14 protein-coding genes are annotated in these 15,288 nt (G+C 59.2%); 1 reads left to right on the forward strand and 13 read right to left on the reverse strand.

Annotated elements, in window-relative coordinates; translation table 11 throughout:
* The 9 genes from AC56KZ_RS07150 to AC56KZ_RS07190 all read right to left on the reverse strand — a co-directional run bounded on the left by AC56KZ_RS07150 (window position 1) and on the right by AC56KZ_RS07190 (window position 10,947).
* Window positions 1–2,460 carry a polysaccharide biosynthesis/export family protein gene (locus tag AC56KZ_RS07150; RefSeq protein ID WP_497161463.1) on the reverse strand — a complete coding sequence of 820 codons (2,460 nt, stop codon included), beginning with the start codon at window positions 2,458–2,460 and terminating at the stop codon, window positions 1–3.
* Between the two features lie 487 nt (window positions 2,461–2,947).
* The gene (locus AC56KZ_RS07155) at window positions 2,948–4,099 is read right to left on the reverse strand and encodes a glycosyltransferase (RefSeq protein ID WP_497161464.1); all 1,152 of its coding nucleotides are present in this window, start codon (window positions 4,097–4,099) and stop codon (window positions 2,948–2,950) included.
* Between the two features lie 16 nt (window positions 4,100–4,115).
* Complete coding sequence (locus AC56KZ_RS07160) at window positions 4,116–5,519, reverse strand: lipopolysaccharide biosynthesis protein (protein WP_497161465.1); 1,404 nt, start codon at window positions 5,517–5,519, stop codon at window positions 4,116–4,118.
* 259 nt (window positions 5,520–5,778) lie between these two features.
* Complete coding sequence (gene rfbC / locus AC56KZ_RS07165; protein WP_497161466.1) at window positions 5,779–6,324, reverse strand: dTDP-4-dehydrorhamnose 3,5-epimerase; 546 nt, start codon at window positions 6,322–6,324, stop codon at window positions 5,779–5,781.
* Complete coding sequence (rfbA, locus tag AC56KZ_RS07170; RefSeq protein ID WP_497161467.1) at window positions 6,324–7,205, reverse strand: glucose-1-phosphate thymidylyltransferase RfbA; 882 nt, start codon at window positions 7,203–7,205, stop codon at window positions 6,324–6,326. The genes rfbC and rfbA overlap by 1 nt, the downstream gene beginning before the upstream one ends.
* On the reverse strand, window positions 7,202–8,107 hold the full coding sequence (gene rfbD, locus AC56KZ_RS07175) for a dTDP-4-dehydrorhamnose reductase (RefSeq protein ID WP_497161468.1): 906 nt from the start codon (window positions 8,105–8,107) through the stop codon (window positions 7,202–7,204). Before rfbD ends, rfbA begins: the two co-directional genes overlap by 4 nt.
* Window positions 8,104–9,165, reverse strand: coding sequence for a dTDP-glucose 4,6-dehydratase (gene rfbB, locus AC56KZ_RS07180; protein ID WP_497161469.1), 1,062 nt, complete (start codon window positions 9,163–9,165; stop codon window positions 8,104–8,106). Before rfbB ends, rfbD begins: the two co-directional genes overlap by 4 nt.
* Before the next feature lie 181 nt (window positions 9,166–9,346).
* Entirely contained in the window at window positions 9,347–10,237 is an 891-nt protein-coding gene (locus tag AC56KZ_RS07185) for a fumarylacetoacetate hydrolase family protein (protein WP_497161470.1), read from the reverse strand.
* Entirely contained in the window at window positions 10,234–10,947 is a 714-nt protein-coding gene (locus AC56KZ_RS07190) for a pseudouridine synthase (protein ID WP_497161471.1), read from the reverse strand. The genes AC56KZ_RS07185 and AC56KZ_RS07190 overlap by 4 nt, the downstream gene beginning before the upstream one ends.
* 207 nt (window positions 10,948–11,154) lie before the next feature.
* On the opposite strand from AC56KZ_RS07190, the gene AC56KZ_RS07195 reads away from it, so the two are divergent.
* On the forward strand, window positions 11,155–11,508 hold the full coding sequence (locus tag AC56KZ_RS07195; protein ID WP_497161472.1) for a hypothetical protein: 354 nt from the start codon (window positions 11,155–11,157) through the stop codon (window positions 11,506–11,508).
* Window positions 11,509–11,722: 214 nt separating this feature from the next.
* Here the strand turns inward: AC56KZ_RS07195 and AC56KZ_RS07200 are convergent, their stop codons facing one another.
* From AC56KZ_RS07200 to AC56KZ_RS07215, 4 genes are all read right to left on the reverse strand, one after another.
* Window positions 11,723–12,715: a S49 family peptidase gene (locus AC56KZ_RS07200; protein ID WP_497161473.1), complete on the reverse strand. Its 993-nt coding sequence runs from the start codon at window positions 12,713–12,715 to the stop codon at window positions 11,723–11,725.
* 12 nt (window positions 12,716–12,727) lie between these two features.
* Entirely contained in the window at window positions 12,728–13,132 is a 405-nt protein-coding gene (locus AC56KZ_RS07205; RefSeq protein ID WP_497161474.1) for a Rieske (2Fe-2S) protein, read from the reverse strand.
* A 24-nt stretch (window positions 13,133–13,156) separates the two neighbouring features.
* On the reverse strand, window positions 13,157–13,816 hold the full coding sequence (locus AC56KZ_RS07210) for an HAD-IIIA family hydrolase (protein WP_497161475.1): 660 nt from the start codon (window positions 13,814–13,816) through the stop codon (window positions 13,157–13,159).
* Between the two features lie 81 nt (window positions 13,817–13,897).
* Window positions 13,898–14,878: an RluA family pseudouridine synthase gene (locus tag AC56KZ_RS07215; protein ID WP_497161476.1), complete on the reverse strand. Its 981-nt coding sequence runs from the start codon at window positions 14,876–14,878 to the stop codon at window positions 13,898–13,900.
* Window positions 14,879–15,288 lie beyond the last annotated feature (410 nt).

Here is a 15,288-nt window from a genome sequence, read left to right on the forward strand (position 1 = left end):
TCAGTCACGCAGCGTTTTGATCGCCGCCGCACCCAGGCCGAAGTTCGCAAAAATCTGCGCCCACTCACGGGTACCCTTGGTGAACTTGGTCCATGACGTTTCCTTGTCAAATTTTTCTGGAATCACGATGCTGTCGCCAGGCATGACTTCCATCGCACCGACGCCCATGGAGAGCCAGCCATTCGAGCCGGCGGTAACCACCGTGCCATCGACGCGGATCACGAATACGTTGTCGATATCGGCGTCCGTCGTGACGCCGGCGATGCGCAGGTAATCCTTGACGCGGCTGTTCGCACGCCACAAGGGCGAAGCTTCCGCATTGACGGCGCCAAAGACGTGCACGAACTCGGGACGCGCCGGCACGACCAGGCGATCGCCGTTTGCAAGTTTGATCTGCGGTAGCCGCGCAAATGATTTTTCGCTCGGCTCGAGGCTGAAGGCGATACGGCCTGTCGGCTTGAGCTGGCGGAAGCGGCGAATCGTCTCTTCGGCAATCTGCATTTCCACCTGACGCTGCGACGCGGCTGCCGCGGCATCGGCGGCACTCATGGCACCTATGTTGGCGATCCCTTTGGCCTGCTGCGAGCGCAGCTGGGCTTCCAGGCGAACGGCCGCTTTTTCGAGATTAGTCTGCTGCTCCTTGCGCACCTGCTCGCGGTAGAACGCCGTACCGAACAGGTAGGCATTGCCGGTTGGACCGCCGGCCTTGGCCAGCAGGGTCTGCAGTGTTTCGCCTGCGCTCATCTGATAGACACCAGGCACCTGCACTTCGCCTTCGACACGCACGAACACACGGCGCTTGTCCATTGGTACCGCCACGTCTTCGTGCGAGAACACAGTGACGGTGTCGCCCGGCTGCAGCTGGACGTTGTCAGGTCCCTGTGGATTAGTGAACACCTTGCCGAGATTGAAAGGAATCAGGCTGACGCTCAGGTCGGCGCGGTTGATTCGCTCCACCACCGCATAATCCCAGTTGATTTCGTCGATCAATCCACCGATGCGCGAAGCGATCGAGCGCTCTTCGCCATTCGCGGCGCGCTCGCCCTCGCCCAGCGAGGCGGCGCGCCCCAAGCCCATCTGCTCGCGGTCCCGTTCGCTCAAGCGCTCGTCGCTGCGCAGTTCGCGCACTTCTTCGCTGGTCGTCACAGCATTGTTCTGGCGCTTGATCGAGCTGCGGGTGATAAGGTACTCCCGGCTTGGGATCAGGTCGCTTACGCGCATGTTCGCTTTGAACGGAACGCGCACAGCCTGGTCGACATTGCCGCGCAATACCACGGCGTTCGAGAAGTCCGGGGTGATCGAGGTAATGTTCAGCACGTCGCCGTTCTTCAGGCTGCGCTTGAGGCCTTCACTATTCAGGGCAAACTGCTCGACGCTGCGTGGCTGACTGCGGCTCGGGTCGATACGCTCGAGAAACGCGCGGCGCGGATCGGCCACGACCGGCAGGCCGCCGGCGAGGTCGAGCAGGGACTCGACCGTATCGCCGTTACCCTTGATCTCGTAGATCGCAGGCGCATTGACCTTGCCCACCAGTGCGACGAAGCCGCCGGCAGGCGGGATAACGATCGTGTCGCCGTCCTGCAGACGGATGTCGCCGGATTTGTCGCCCTTGGCGATGAACGCATACAGGTCGAGTTCTGCAACCGTCTTGCCGCTACGCTTGACTTGCACGCGGCGCATGCTGCCGTTGGCGGTTGGACCACCGCTGACAAAGAGCGCTGTCACCAGTGTCGACAGGCTCGACACCGTATAGGTGCCAGGCCGTTTTGCCTGTCCCACTACGTACACCGTCGTCGAGCGCAGTTGGCCGAAGGTCACACTGACGTTGACCCCTTTGTACAAGCGCGCAATCGCCGCGCGGATCACGTTCTCGGCCGAGCCAGCCCTTACCCCTGCCAGCACGACCGTGCCAACGGTCGGGATCGAGATCGTGCCACTACGGTCAATGGTTGCGCGGTAATCGATATCGATGGTGCCGGTCCCACGAATGAGCAGTTCGTCGCCAGGGCCAAGCGGCTGGTCGGACGGCAGTGGCCCGCCGCCAATTGGTGCGAAAGCAGATTGTGTGGACTCGAAAAACCCCGCGCCGAAGACCGGCAGGATTTGCCCCGTACTATCTGACAGGAACTTCTGAAACTCGCTGATCACCTCGGGCGTAGGGGGTTCAGCATCATCGGCACGCTCGTCACCACGCCGGGCGTCGATGCGCTGGGCGCCGAGACCTTGCTGGAAGGTGGCGCTGCCGCCCTGTGGCCGATCCGCCCGTTCCAGCCGCCCCGACCGGTCGCCGTTGGTAATACGAACCCTTGACGAAGTTGCGGCAGGCGCGTTAGCGGCACTTTGCGCCGTCGGCGGCTCCTGGCCGAACAGGTCGTCCCGGCTGCCCATGCTTTGAGCAGAAGCGCCAATACTGGAAACGGCCAGGATGACCGCCAAAAAACCGGTGCTAATTTTGAACATTGGTGATGGGGCGCGGAAGGACGCGGGACGTATATGAACAACTCGCGATTTTAACCGATTCGTTGGCCGAGGGAAATGGGTCGCTAAACTAAACGGCGCATAAAGCTGCTTTTTTACGCCCGACGTTCAGCACATTTACCACATCAACAGTTTGAGTTAGCTCAATAGCAATGAGGATGGAGGTTGCGCCAGCACCCTGGACATCGGCGTCGCGCCAGGCCAGGTATCGCTTGTGCAACTAGGCGTTCACAGAAGCAAGTCCGACGCGGCGAAGTAATCACGGACGAGGTGATTAACTCGTCGTGATTAAAGTGACGGTGATTTTGCGTGAGAATTCAGACTGCCATTTTCACGCGCACTGGAATTGATGTGAATAAGGACGATATAACGGCATGTCTTCACCGATCGTTCGTGGGCACTTCACGCATTACGTTGGCGATAATGCCATGCCTGTAACGAACGCTTACCTACAGCACGGGCCGACATATCATCTTAAAGCCCTGGCGTACAGGTCAACGGCGTTGCGGACGAATGCTTCTTCGCCGAAATGGGACTTTGCGTAACTCCGAACCTTAGCGCGCGGGTAGGCCCCGGAAGAGACAAACATCTGCACCATTGCGGCGGCCAACTGCGCTTCGCTCCCGACATCCACCAAGATTCCGTTTTCAGCGGTGACAATGTCCGCCGGCCCACCTGATCGGGTCGCTACCAAGGGCAAGCCGCAGGCCATTGCTTCGATGAGAACGACGCCAAAGGTTTCAAAGTTGCTTGGCAGCACAAAACAGTCAGCTTGCTGCATGGCTTCCTGTACCGCCTCTCTAGAAATTAGCCCCAAGAACTCGACTTGATGTCCTACCCCCAGCTCCACGGCAAGTGCTGCCAGTGAGGCTCGAAGTGGCCCATCGCCGGCGATTCGCAAGATCACCTTACGCCCTTTGAACTCCCTGGAAAACGCACGTATGGCGAGCGCTTGATTTTTATTTTCGTCGAGCGATGCCACATTCAAAAATATGAATTCATCGCCCCGGGTAGGCTTCAGTTCCGCATTGAAGAACGCCGTGTCGACAATGTTGTGCAGTACTTCAAACGAGAAGCCAAGTTGCTCTTTCAAGATCGTACGGAAGGAACTGCTGACGCAACTGAGACTTTTCGCGTTCTCGCAAACCGATTTGGACCGGACGACCAACTCGGCAGTAATTGATCCCCGTGCATACGCGCTGCTGTGCTCAGTGAGCACATACGGTATGGCGTAATGGTTCCACAAATATTCCGCAATAAAGCCGGCGTAGAAGGCGTTGTGCGCATGAATGACATCAGGCTTGCCATGTCTCTTCAAATATTGTGGAAAGATTTTGAGGAAAAGCCCGATGTTTCGCTGCTCGACGCGTTCTTGTCCGAAGAAGCGCTGTGGCAGATAACTTTTCTTATAACGCCTATAAATGCAAAGGTTTTTCTCGATTTGCTCTGACTGATAAGGATACGCCTCCAGCACATTGCGAAAATTGTGGAAGCCGACGGAGATCACGCCAACCTGATGGCCTGCTTTCGCTAGCGCGGTCGCTTGGTCGTACTGAAAAATTCCGGCAAGTGGAGCCTTCTCGGTGACGAAGTGCTCTGAGGGGATGACGAGAATGTGCATAATGATGAGAACCCCTCTATTTTTTTGCGAATAACTGGAACATGCCAAGCAGCTGCGCCTTGAACTTGATTACAATCGCCACAAAGATGAGTGCCCATGCTCCATGAAGAATTTCGCGGTAACCAGAGGGGAAAAATGCTGTTGACAGGGAAAGCACCAGAATGCCAATTACATAAGCATACAGCTCGACTCTGGGGAGACTGTGCCATATTCGACTTGACACTTCCGTCTGCAACACGAAGTAGGCGGTGAATGCAATAGCGTTTGAAGCAGCCGCGCCGGCCGCGCCATGCGAAGGAACCAGCATGAAGGCGAACACAACATTAATGATCAAGGAGACACAGGTGTTAATGAGGGAATACATCGTCTTGCGCTGAATATTTATTCCCACCGACGTAGTTTCCGTTAGGATATAAAGCAACGGCGGCAACAACAAGGCCGGCAACAGCAATGCAATGTCTTTATAGTGCGCAGGCAAAATAAAGTTAGTCATCCACGAAAAACTTCCGCACAAGGCGATTAGGGCGCAAATGAACGCCAGCACCTGTTGGGAGGTTTTGTCAATGATACTCATGTCTTTATCTTCCGCTATCCATTTGTACACCATGGGCGCCCAAATCACGGAAAAAATCGATTGAAAGACAACGGCCACGCTGGCAAAACTGTTTCCGACCGAAAAAATCGCTAACTCCGCCAGTGTCGACCACTTGCCCAATGCAACTGTGCTGGTGGCAGTAAGTCCCCAATAGGCGAGGCCCGAAAATACCAGCGGCAGGCTGAATGGCAGCAATGCCTTTAACTTCGCATAGTCGATTTTTTTTCTTGCAGCGCCCAGTAACTGCTCCCGGGTTGTCCATGCCAACACAAGCAGCATGGACAGCGATGCCAAGACGGTGCAAAGTAAAAGATGCAGAAAGTTTTTATGAAAGTCGAGCGACGCAAGAACGATGATAGCCGCGGTGTAAGCCAGCTTGGGAATCAGCTGGCTTGCCGAATAGGCCCAGCCTTGCCCTTCCATTCTTAGTGTCAGGGATAAAAACCGGCATACATGCCCAATGTAGAACAAGGAGATCGTATAGACAAAGAGCGTGATGCTGCTTTCGGCGTACATGAATGCGGATAACTCGTTCGCGAAGAAAGCAGCCACGACACCCGCTCCTACGAGGAGCACGAACCCCGGTACAAAACAGCTGAGTAATAGCCGTTCTTTGTCTGCAGCTTCATGGTGTTCGCGCACGTACGCCTGGTCAAAACCAAGCACGGAAAACAGTAAGGCGAAAGACTGGGCGACCTGCAAGATATTCAGTCTTCCCAGGTCCGATGGAGAAAAAACCCACGCGGTCAGCGGCACAGTAACAAGGCCCAAAATAGCCGAGCCAACTGGTCCAAAAGCAAATCCAAGAATATTATTAAGCTGCATTATTTAAGTTGCCAGACCATTGGTGTGCAGGCGCGATTGAGGATAAACGGTAACGCGGCAGAGTATGAACTGGCGTGGGTCTGTGTTCAGTTTTATCGGGGCGATGCAGAAAAGCATCGGCCCACAAACGCTTTTGCTTGCTTGCTGGGAAATAACGGGCAGTTTGGCAAGAAAATCGGCGCGTGTTACTCAAAGTGCGGGCAACAAAGTCGCTTTTATGGCCTTTTATAATGGCCGAGTAGCCATATCAGCCGGAAGCTTAGCCAAAAGCTTGCGCCGACTCGAAGGACTGACCCTTTGCATCCTTGGCCGAGACCAGCGGCGCTACGCCGACCGGCCAGTCAATCGCCAGGGCCGGATCATTCCACGCGATGCAACGCTCGTGCGCCGGCGAGTAAAAATCGGTGGTTTTGTAGAGGAATTCAGCGGTTTCGGACAACACCAGGAAACCGTGCGCGAAACCCTCTGGCACCCACAACTGGCGCTTGTTTTCCGCGCTCAGGATTTCGCCCACCCACTTGCCGTAGGTCGGAGACGTCCTGCGCAGGTCGACGGCGACGTCGAACACGCTCCCGGCAACGACCCGCACCAGCTTTCCCTGCGCTTGCTCGATCTGGTAATGCAAGCCGCGCAGCACGTTGCGCGCCGAACGCGAGTGGTTGTCCTGGACGAAATTCACTTGGCGGCCGACTGCTTCGTCGAACACGCGCTGGTTAAAACTTTCGAAAAAGAAACCGCGGTCGTCACCGAACACGCGCGGCTCGAACAGCAGGACATCGGGAATGGCGAGAGAAGTGGCTTTCATCAAAACACCGTTTCATTCAGAATGCGCAGCAGGTATTGGCCATACCCGTTTTTCTTCAATGGCTGAGCCAGCTCTTCCAGCTTGGCCGCGCTGATCCACCCCTTGCGGAATGCGATTTCTTCGGGGCAGGCGACTTTCAGTCCCTGGCGCTTTTCGAGCGTTGCAATGAAATGGCTGGCGTCGAGCAGCGACTCATGGGTGCCGGTGTCGAGCCATGCGTAGCCGCGGCCCATGATTTCGACGCTGAGCTTGCCCATTTCCAGGTAAACGCGGTTTAGATCCGTGATTTCCAGCTCACCGCGTGGCGACGGCTTCAGCTCGCGCGCTATGTCGCTCACCATCGCATCGTAAAAATACAAGCCGGTGACGGCGTAGTTCGAGCGCGGTACGAGCGGCTTTTCCTCGAGGCTGATGGCCTTCCCTGTCGAGTCGAACTCGACGACACCATAGCGCTCTGGATCGTGGACGTGATAAGCAAATACGCTGGCGCCATCGGTGCGCGCCGCGGCATTGGTCAGCAGGTCGTTGAAGTCGTGGCCATAGAAGATGTTGTCGCCCAGGACGAGTGCCGAAGGCGCGCCATCGAGGAAACGCTCGCCGATCAGGAAAGCCTGTGCCAGTCCGTCAGGCGAAGGCTGCACTGCGTAGGACAGGTTCAGGCCCCAGCGCGCGCCGTCTCCCATCAGCTGCTCGAAGCGCGGCGTGTCCTGCGGCGTCGAGATGATCAGGATATCGCTGATCCCGGCCAGCATCAGTGTGCTGAGCGGATAGTAGATCATGGGCTTGTCAAAGACAGGCAGGAGCTGCTTCGAGATCGCCAGTGTGGCGGGATGGAGCCGGCTGCCGGTACCGCCAGCCAGGATGATGCCTTTGCGTTTCATAGGTGTCCTTGTGCCGACAATTCGGCGATGAGGCGCTGCACGTGGTACCGCCAGTCGGGTAAGTTCAGGTCGAAGGCGCTGCGGAAAGCGCTGGTGTCGAGACGGGAGTTGCGTGGCCTGGCCGCTGGAAGCGGATAGGCTTCGGTCGGAATCGGATTGAGCGCGGCCGGACCGGCTTTCAGCGTCGCGCCCGCTTGGAGCGCCAGCTCGATGACGTACTGCGCGTAACCATGCCAGGTCGTTTCGCCGCCAGCTGCCAGGTGGTAGGTACCGGACAGGCTTGCTGCGTCCTCGCCGCCCTGGTGAACTCGGTACAAGGCCAAGGCCGTGGCATCGGCAATCAATTCAGCACTCGTAGGCGCACCGAACTGGTCGGCGATCACATTGAGCTGTTCGCGCTCCTTGGCCAGCCGCAGCATCGTTTTCGCAAAATTACCGCCGCGCGCCGCGAATACCCAGCTGGTACGCAGGATCAGGTGCCGCGCGCCGGAAGCACGCACCAGTTCTTCGCCGGCGCACTTAGTGCGCCCGTACACCGACAAGGGATTGGTGACGTCGTCCTCGACATAGGGCGCTGTCTTGCTGCCATCGAAAACGTAGTCAGTGGAATAGTGCACCAGCCAGGCCGCATGCGCATGCGCTTCTTCAGCGAGCACGCCGGCTGCCGCAGCGTTAATGCAATGAGCGCGGTCGGTATCGGTTTCGGCTTTATCGACGGCGGTGTAGGCCGCCGCATTGACGATGACATCCGGGCGAAATTCACGCACGCGCTGGCGCAGAGCGTCGAGGTCTTCGAGATCGACATCCTGTCGGCCAAGCGCACGCAACTCGCCGAGCACGGCCAGCGAACGCTGGAGCTCCCAGCCGACCTGGCCGTCTTTACCTAGCAGCAAAATCTTCATGCCGCGTACTGCCTTTCCAGCCATTCCCGGTAAGCGCCACTTGTGACGTTCTGCACCCATGCCTGATTGTCCAGATACCAGAGCACGGTTTTGCGGATACCCGACTCGAAGGTCTCGGCTGGTTTCCAACCCAGTTCGCGTTCGATCTTGGTAGCGTCGATGGCGTACCGGCGGTCATGGCCCGGGCGGTCCTTAACATACGTAATCTGTGTGGAATACCCCTCTCCGTCCGCACGTGGGTGGGCTTCGTCGAGAATCGCGCACAGCGTGCGGACAACGTCGATATTGGCCTTTTCGTTCCACCCGCCGACGTTATACGTTTCCCCAAGCCGGCCTTCTGCCAGCACGCGACGAATGGCGCTGCAGTGATCGGTAACGAACAGCCAGTCGCGGATCTGCTGGCCGTCGCCGTAGATCGGCAGCGGCTTTCCGGCAAGTGCGTTGTGAATCACCAGCGGGATCAGCTTTTCAGGGAAATGGTAAGGCCCATAGTTATTCGAACAGTTGGTCGTCAGTACCGGCAAACCATAGGTGTGATGATAAGAACGAACCAGGTGATCGGACGCGGCCTTGCTGGCCGAGTAAGGACTGCTCGGTTCGTAACGGTGCGTTTCGCTGAAGGCAGGCGCAGTCTTGTCCAGGGAACCGTAGACTTCATCGGTCGACACATGCAGGAAGCGGAAGGCAGCACGCTCTGGCTCAACCAAGCCGCCCCAATAGGCACGGACCGCCTCGAGCAGGTGGAAAGTACCGACGATGTTGGTCTGGATGAATGCCTCGGGCCCCTCGATCGAACGATCGACATGACTTTCTGCGGCAAAATTCAGGACCGCACGTACTTTGTGTTCGGCCAACAGCCTGGAAACTAGCTGCCCGTCGCCAATATCGCCGCGCACGAAGATATGGCGTGTGTCGCCCTGCAGCTGCGCGAGGTTTTCCAGATTGCCGGCATAAGTCAGCAGATCGAGGTTCACAACAGGCTCATCGCATGCGGAAAGCCAGTCGTTGACGAAATTCGATCCGATAAAACCGGCGCCGCCGGTGACGAGAATAGTCATGCTTTTTCCCTTTGAGGCACAGGCAAGGCTCACCAGCCCGGCTGGCGGAGACAGATGCGATGTCGACCGTTTATTGATTGAGGAGCGGAGATGCGTACTGCGTACAGTCAAGCATGTTACTGCATTTCAATCATGCAGAAAAGAAGGGCCACACAACAATCGACACCGGCGATGAAGCCCTTCACCCCTTGCGCACTACCTGCTCAATCGCCCCAAACACCGATTTCCCTTTCGCATCGAGCATCTCGATCCGGATCGCGTCGCCAAAGCGCATGAAAGGCGTGGCCGGCTCGCCGGTGGCGACGCCCTTGTCCGTCACCGGGCCCGACCCGACGATGCTGCCGGCCCGCACGCTGCGGCTCTTGCACAGGTGCGCGATCAGTTGCGGGAAATTGAAGGCCATGTCCGCGCCGGCATCCGGCGTGCCGACAGCATGGTCGTTCCAGGTCGCGCGCAGCGGCAGGTGCAGCTTGCCGCCGCGCCAGGCGTCGCCGAACTCGTCAGGGGTGACCGCCAGCGGAGAAAAGCTGGTGGCCGGCTTTGATTGCAGGAAGCCATATCCCCTGGCCAGTTCGGCGGGCTCCAGATGACGCAGCGACACGTGGTTGGCCAGCATCAGGAGCCGGATGCGGCCATGGGCCTCGTCCGGCGTGGCGCCCGGCGGCAGGTCGTCGACGATCGCGGCGAGGCCGGCTTCGCAATCGATGCCCCAGGCTTCGTGCGCCAGCACGATGTCGTCCATCGGGCCGAGCATGTCGCAGCCGGCCAACTGGACCAGCAGGGGCTCATCCTGGCCGGCCTGCTCAGGCCGGGCCGCGCCAACGGCCAGCTGGCAGGGGCGCGGCAGCGGCGCCATGCAGTTGGCCGGGTCGAAGTCGAAGGCGCGGCGTGTTTGCCCCGCGTTGAGCTGGCTTGACAAGGCTTCGAGCTGGGGCGCGATGAAGGCCCAGTCGTCGAGCGCGGCCTGCAGCGTCGGGCAGATGGCGTCGGCCATGTGCGCGCTTTTCAGGTCGCGCGAGACGACGGCCAGCTGGCCGTCGCGGCTGCCGTCCTTGATCGTGGCAAGTTTCACGCCGTCAGCAGCTCCAGCTGGGCCTGCTCAAGGAAGCACCACTCCCCTTCCTTCAATCCGAGCGCATCGAGCGTCAAGTTACCGATGGCGGAGCGATGCAGGGCGCCGCAATGGTTGCCGGCCGCGGCCAGCATGCGCTTGACCTGGTGATATTTTCCCTGCTCCAGCACGATCTCGAGCAGGTGCTCGCCGCGCTGCACGCAGGAGACGGCGCGCAGCGGCGCCGGTTCGTCATGCAACTGCACACCGGCCAGCAATTGTTCGACGAGTTCCGGCGTCACCGGTTCCGCGGTCGTGGCCTGGTAGACCTTCGGCACATGGCGCTTCGGCGAGGACTGGGCGTGGATGAAGGGGCCGTCGTCCGACATCAGGAGCAGGCCCGTGGTGTCGTGGTCGAGGCGGCCGACCGGCTGCACGTCGCGCCAGGCGAACTGTTCGGGCAACAGCGTCAGCACGCCCGGATGGTGGCTGGGTTTGCGCGAGCATTCGAAATTGGCCGGTTTGTACAAGGCGATATACACGCGTTCGCGGTACACCCACTCCTCGTCGAACACGGTCAGCACCAGGCCGGCCGTGTCCACGGCGAGCTTGTAATTGTCAACAATGGCGCCGTTGACGGCGACGTCGCCGTCTTCGATCAGGGCGCGGCAATACTTGCGGGTACCGAAGCCTTGCGACTGCAAGATCCGGTCCAGGGATAGTTTACTCATGGGCGAGACTTTACCAGAAGGCACCCATGCGGCATAGTTGACACAATATTACCGTCAGGATATTAAACAGATGTACGTTTGACGTAAATCAATCGTGATGGGTGATCCATTGATAGACTTCAACTCCATTAGGAATCGGCCTACGACACGTCCGGAATTCATTACCCGCGGACTAGGATTAATTACTAAACAAGAAGAGGACTCACCATGCACGCAATGAAGCTTGTGCCCCCTGCCAGCCAGCCGTCGCCCACGGCGGCAGCGCTCAAAGCCACGCGCCTGTCGCTGGCGCGTTCCGAGTCGACGCTGTTCCCGACGCGCCTGGCACTGGCCCGCTGGACTGCGGGCGGCGACCTGCCCCATCTGTATGGCAACAGCAACGCTCCGCTGCGCGCCGCCTGGCTGAACCAGGCACAGCGCAATTTCCAGGCCTGGCTCGACGGCGGCGGTTTTGTCCAGCATGACCAGGATACGCCCGAAGCGGACGCGATCGCCGATGCGGGTGGCCAGCCAGCGACTGCCCGGCTGCGTATTGTCAGGTGCAAGGGCAATGCCGTGTGATTTTTCGAACTCGCAATTGAAAACGACGGCTTGCGCCGTCGTTTTCGCTCCCAGGAAGAGCTGCTACCGTGAGGAATTGAATTCTCTCGAAACCCGCGCGCAGGCGGGGAAGTAGTATTGCCAGGTCGATCACTCTTCCTGGAAGAACTACAAGCTTCACTATAGGATATTTTCTGGAACTTTCAAGGAACTTATTGATCTTTGTCAGTTCAACTCAGTTCACCTTCGGCAGCACCGGGCCGGTCACGGCCTTTACCGCCCCTGCCCCGACCGAAGCGCCGAACTTCTTGAGTACCCGCTCCGGCAAGCCTTCGTGCGCCGTGTAGTCGACGATGTCCTCGGCCTTGACGATGTCGCGCGCCACCGTGTCGACCGTGCCGAAGCCATCCGCCAGTCCCATCTCGACCGCTTTGGCGCCGGTCCAGTACAGGCCGGAGAAGGTTTCCGGAGTTTCCTTCAGGCGCGTTCCGCGGCCCGTACGCACCACCGAAATGAATTGCTGGTGAATGTCGTTGAGCATCTCCTGCGCATGGGCGCGGTGCTTGTCCGACTGCGGGCTGAAGGGGTCGAGGAAACCCTTGTTGGCGCCGGCCGTCAGCAGGCGCCGTTCGACGCCCAGCTTGTCCATGGTGCCGGTGAAGCCGAAACTGTCCATCAGCACGCCGACCGAGCCGACGATGCTGGCCTTGTTCACATAGATTTTGTCGGCGGCGGCGGCGATGTAATAGCCGCCGGAGGCGCAAATCTCGTCGACCACCACATACAGCGGCTTGTCCGGATACCCGCGCTTGAGGCGCAGGATTTCGTCGACGATGATGCCGGCTTGGACCGGGCTGCCGCCGGGGCTGTCGATGCGCAGCACGACCGCGGCCGAGCCGGCGTCGGAAAAGGCCTTGTTCAGCGAAGGAATGACATTGTCGGCCGCGCCGCTGCCTTCGGCTTCGATCTCGCCGTTGATTTCGATGAGCGCGGTATGGCGGCCGAGGTTTTCGTCCTCGCCGCCCAGGCTCAGGTCGAAATAGGTCCAGAGCCCGGCCACGAGAATGGCGAGGAAGGCCAGCCGGAAAAAGATGCTCCAGCGGCGCGCGGCGCGGCGCTCCTTGATGGTGGCGAAGACCAGCTTTTCGAGCGTGTCGCGTTCCCAGTTGCCGGCGGTCGGATCGGTGACGAAATGGCCCTCTCCGTCATTCCTTAAGTTGTCGCTCATAGGTCTCTGAAGTTATTCATTATGTTGCTCATTGCGTTGCTCATTCGCGGGGGCGCTGATCCGCTCATCGGGTTGCCAGTACACCTTGCCGTCGGCCTCGCGCACGGCGATCGAACGCAGGCGCGCGCCGCGGCAAGGACCGCCCGCGCACACGCCGCTTTCCGGCCGGTACACCGCGCCGTGCGTCGCGCACATGATGTATTCGCCGCCGGATTCGAAGAACTTCCCCTGCACCCAATCGAGTTCGATCGGGACATGGGCGCAGCGGTTCAGGTAGGCATAAGGCCTGCCGTGGAAGCGTACGACAAAACCGGTGGCCGCCTCGCCGAATACCGACACGGGAAAGCGCACGCCGTCGCCACCATTGTGCAAGGCGTCGGAGTCGCAGATCAGCACTTCATTCAGACACTGCGTCATACACTGCGGCATACCTGAGCCATATTACGCGTATTCAGCCAGCCAGGCGTGCAGCTCGACGGCGGTTTTTGCCGAGTACATCGGGCGGCAAGCCTGTAGCTGATCGACAGGATGAGCGCCATACTCCACGGCAATGGCTGCGGCGCCGGCATTCTTCGCCATCAAGAGGTCGTGCGTGGTGTCGCCGATCATGGCCGTGCGCCGCATGTCCTGGCCGAGTTCGCGCGTCAATTCCTGCAGCATGGCCGGATGGGGCTTGGAGAAAGTTTCGTCGGCGCAGCGCGTGGCGTCGAAGGTGGACAACAGGCCGGTCGCGTTCAATGCCCGATTCAGTCCGACGCGGCTCTTGCCGGTTGCCACGGCCAGGAAATAACCTTGCTGGTGAAGTTCGCTCAACATCTCGCGAACGCCCTTGAACAACACGAGTTCGTGGTCTTTCGTCAGGAAATGGTAGCGATAACGCTCGACCAGGCGCGGGTACATGCTCGGCGCCATGTCGGGGATCGCCGCCTGCATCGCTTCCGGCAGGGCCAGCCCGATCACGTGCGAGGCGGCCTCATCGCTCGGAACCGGCAGGCCGACGTCGCGCGCCGCGGCCTGGATGCAGCGCACGATGGCGAAGGTGCTGTCCATCAGCGTGCCGTCCCAGTCGAAGACGATCAGATCAAATTGCTTTCTTGGCATGAATTCCGGCTCGAGGCCGGCTCCTGTTATTACATAGTGTGTGGCATTGAAATATTCACACGCCGTCGAAAGGCGTGGAATTCAATTCATTGGTTGCCCCAAGCTTAACAAGAAACGGTCGCACTCTGCTGGCAAGGGTGCCTGCAGCGTCATCGGCTGCCCGGATTCCGGGTGGGTAAACGTGATCTTGTAGGCGTGCAGGAACATGCGGCGCAGGGCGCCACGCGTGCCATCGCCCTTTTGGAGGGCCTTGTTCAAACCGAAATCGCCATACTTCTCGTCGCCCAGGATGGGAAAGCCCGAGGATGCCAGGTGCACCCGGATCTGGTGCGTGCGCCCGGTTTTCAGTTCCGCTTCGAGCAGGGCATAGCGTTCCCACTTGCGCAGCAGGTTGAAGACCGTGTGCGACTCCATGCCGCCAGCCTGGACCACGACCCGGCGTTCGCCGTCCGGCGTTGAAAACTTGTGCAGCGGCAGTTTCACGTGCTGGCGCTTGTTGATCCAGTCGCCGGCCACCGCGGCCAGGTAGCGTTTATCCGTATGGCCGTCGCGCATTTGCTCATGCAAATTGGTGAGCGCCGAGCGTTTTTTCGCCAGCAGCAGCAAGCCCGAGGTTTCGCGGTCGAGGCGGTGCACCAGCTCCAGGAACTTGGCGTCCGGACGCGACGCGCGGAGTTGCTCGATGACACCGTAGGACACGCCCGAACCACCGTGCACGGCGACGCCGGACGGCTTGTCGATGACGAGCAGGTGCGTGTCTTCATGGACGATCCGGAATTCGGCGCCCGGTACCGGCGCGGTATGCGTTTTTTCGGCGATGCGGATCGGCGGGATGCGGACCATGTCGCCGCTCTCGAGCCGGTACAACTGGTCGATGCGGCCCTTGTTGACGCGCACTTCGCCGGAGCGCAGGATGCGGTAAATGTGGCTTTTCGGAACGCCTTTGCAGACCCGCAGCAGGTAGTTATCGATGCGCTGGCCGGCCTCTTCTTCGGTGATCGTGACGAACTGTGCTGCTAACGCCTGTGATGAAGGGGGAACAACATCGTTTTGCATCTTCATATGGACTGTCTTCCCAGAAATTCTCTCTAAGTCCTTCATTTTGAATATATAATCGACAGGCGGTGGTGAAACCTCTGCAGGTGTAAGAATTAAAACGATATTTTACACAGGGGCGCGCTCCATCGGCCCCGCAGGCATGCAAATTCGATGGAAAAAACGTGTACGCACATTCCTGCGCTGATCAGGGTTGCACCGCAGTTGTAATCGGATCGCGTGCAGGAGTGCCGGATTGGATTGTTTGGAACTGTAAGGATAAGTACCGGAAAGCTTGCCCTGGCAAGCTCGCCGGTTGATGGTGTCGATAACGCTTGTCGTTTCGCCCGACCCGCTCCAGGCTGCATTCCGCAAGCTTCAGGAACATGGCTGATTCCATCGCCTGTAACCAAAGCCCTGGTTTGTTCGCTGTAACG

This window comes from Telluria sp. LT2P34 (genome assembly GCF_059685915.1).

What these genes read in the sequence shown, in the direction of transcription:
- AC56KZ_RS07150 (WP_497161463.1), bottom strand. Translation starts at nt 2,460, where the DNA reads ATGTTCAAAATTAGCACCGGTTTTTTGGCGGTCATCCTGGCCGTTTCC.
- AC56KZ_RS07155 (WP_497161464.1), bottom strand. Translation starts at nt 4,099, where the DNA reads ATGCACATTCTCGTCATCCCCTCAGAGCACTTCGTCACCGAGAAGGCT.
- AC56KZ_RS07160 (WP_497161465.1), bottom strand. Translation starts at nt 5,519, where the DNA reads ATGCAGCTTAATAATATTCTTGGATTTGCTTTTGGACCAGTTGGCTCG.
- rfbC (WP_497161466.1), bottom strand. Translation starts at nt 6,324, where the DNA reads ATGAAAGCCACTTCTCTCGCCATTCCCGATGTCCTGCTGTTCGAGCCG.
- rfbA (WP_497161467.1), bottom strand. Translation starts at nt 7,205, where the DNA reads ATGAAACGCAAAGGCATCATCCTGGCTGGCGGTACCGGCAGCCGGCTC.
- rfbD (WP_497161468.1), bottom strand. Translation starts at nt 8,107, where the DNA reads ATGAAGATTTTGCTGCTAGGTAAAGACGGCCAGGTCGGCTGGGAGCTC.
- rfbB (WP_497161469.1), bottom strand. Translation starts at nt 9,165, where the DNA reads ATGACTATTCTCGTCACCGGCGGCGCCGGTTTTATCGGATCGAATTTC.
- AC56KZ_RS07190 (WP_497161471.1), bottom strand. Translation starts at nt 10,947, where the DNA reads ATGAGTAAACTATCCCTGGACCGGATCTTGCAGTCGCAAGGCTTCGGT.
- AC56KZ_RS07195 (WP_497161472.1), top strand. Translation starts at nt 11,155, where the DNA reads ATGCACGCAATGAAGCTTGTGCCCCCTGCCAGCCAGCCGTCGCCCACG.
- AC56KZ_RS07200 (WP_497161473.1), bottom strand. Translation starts at nt 12,715, where the DNA reads ATGAGCGACAACTTAAGGAATGACGGAGAGGGCCATTTCGTCACCGAT.
- AC56KZ_RS07205 (WP_497161474.1), bottom strand. Translation starts at nt 13,132, where the DNA reads ATGACGCAGTGTCTGAATGAAGTGCTGATCTGCGACTCCGACGCCTTG.
- AC56KZ_RS07210 (WP_497161475.1), bottom strand. Translation starts at nt 13,816, where the DNA reads ATGCCAAGAAAGCAATTTGATCTGATCGTCTTCGACTGGGACGGCACG.
- AC56KZ_RS07215 (WP_497161476.1), bottom strand. Translation starts at nt 14,878, where the DNA reads ATGAAGATGCAAAACGATGTTGTTCCCCCTTCATCACAGGCGTTAGCA.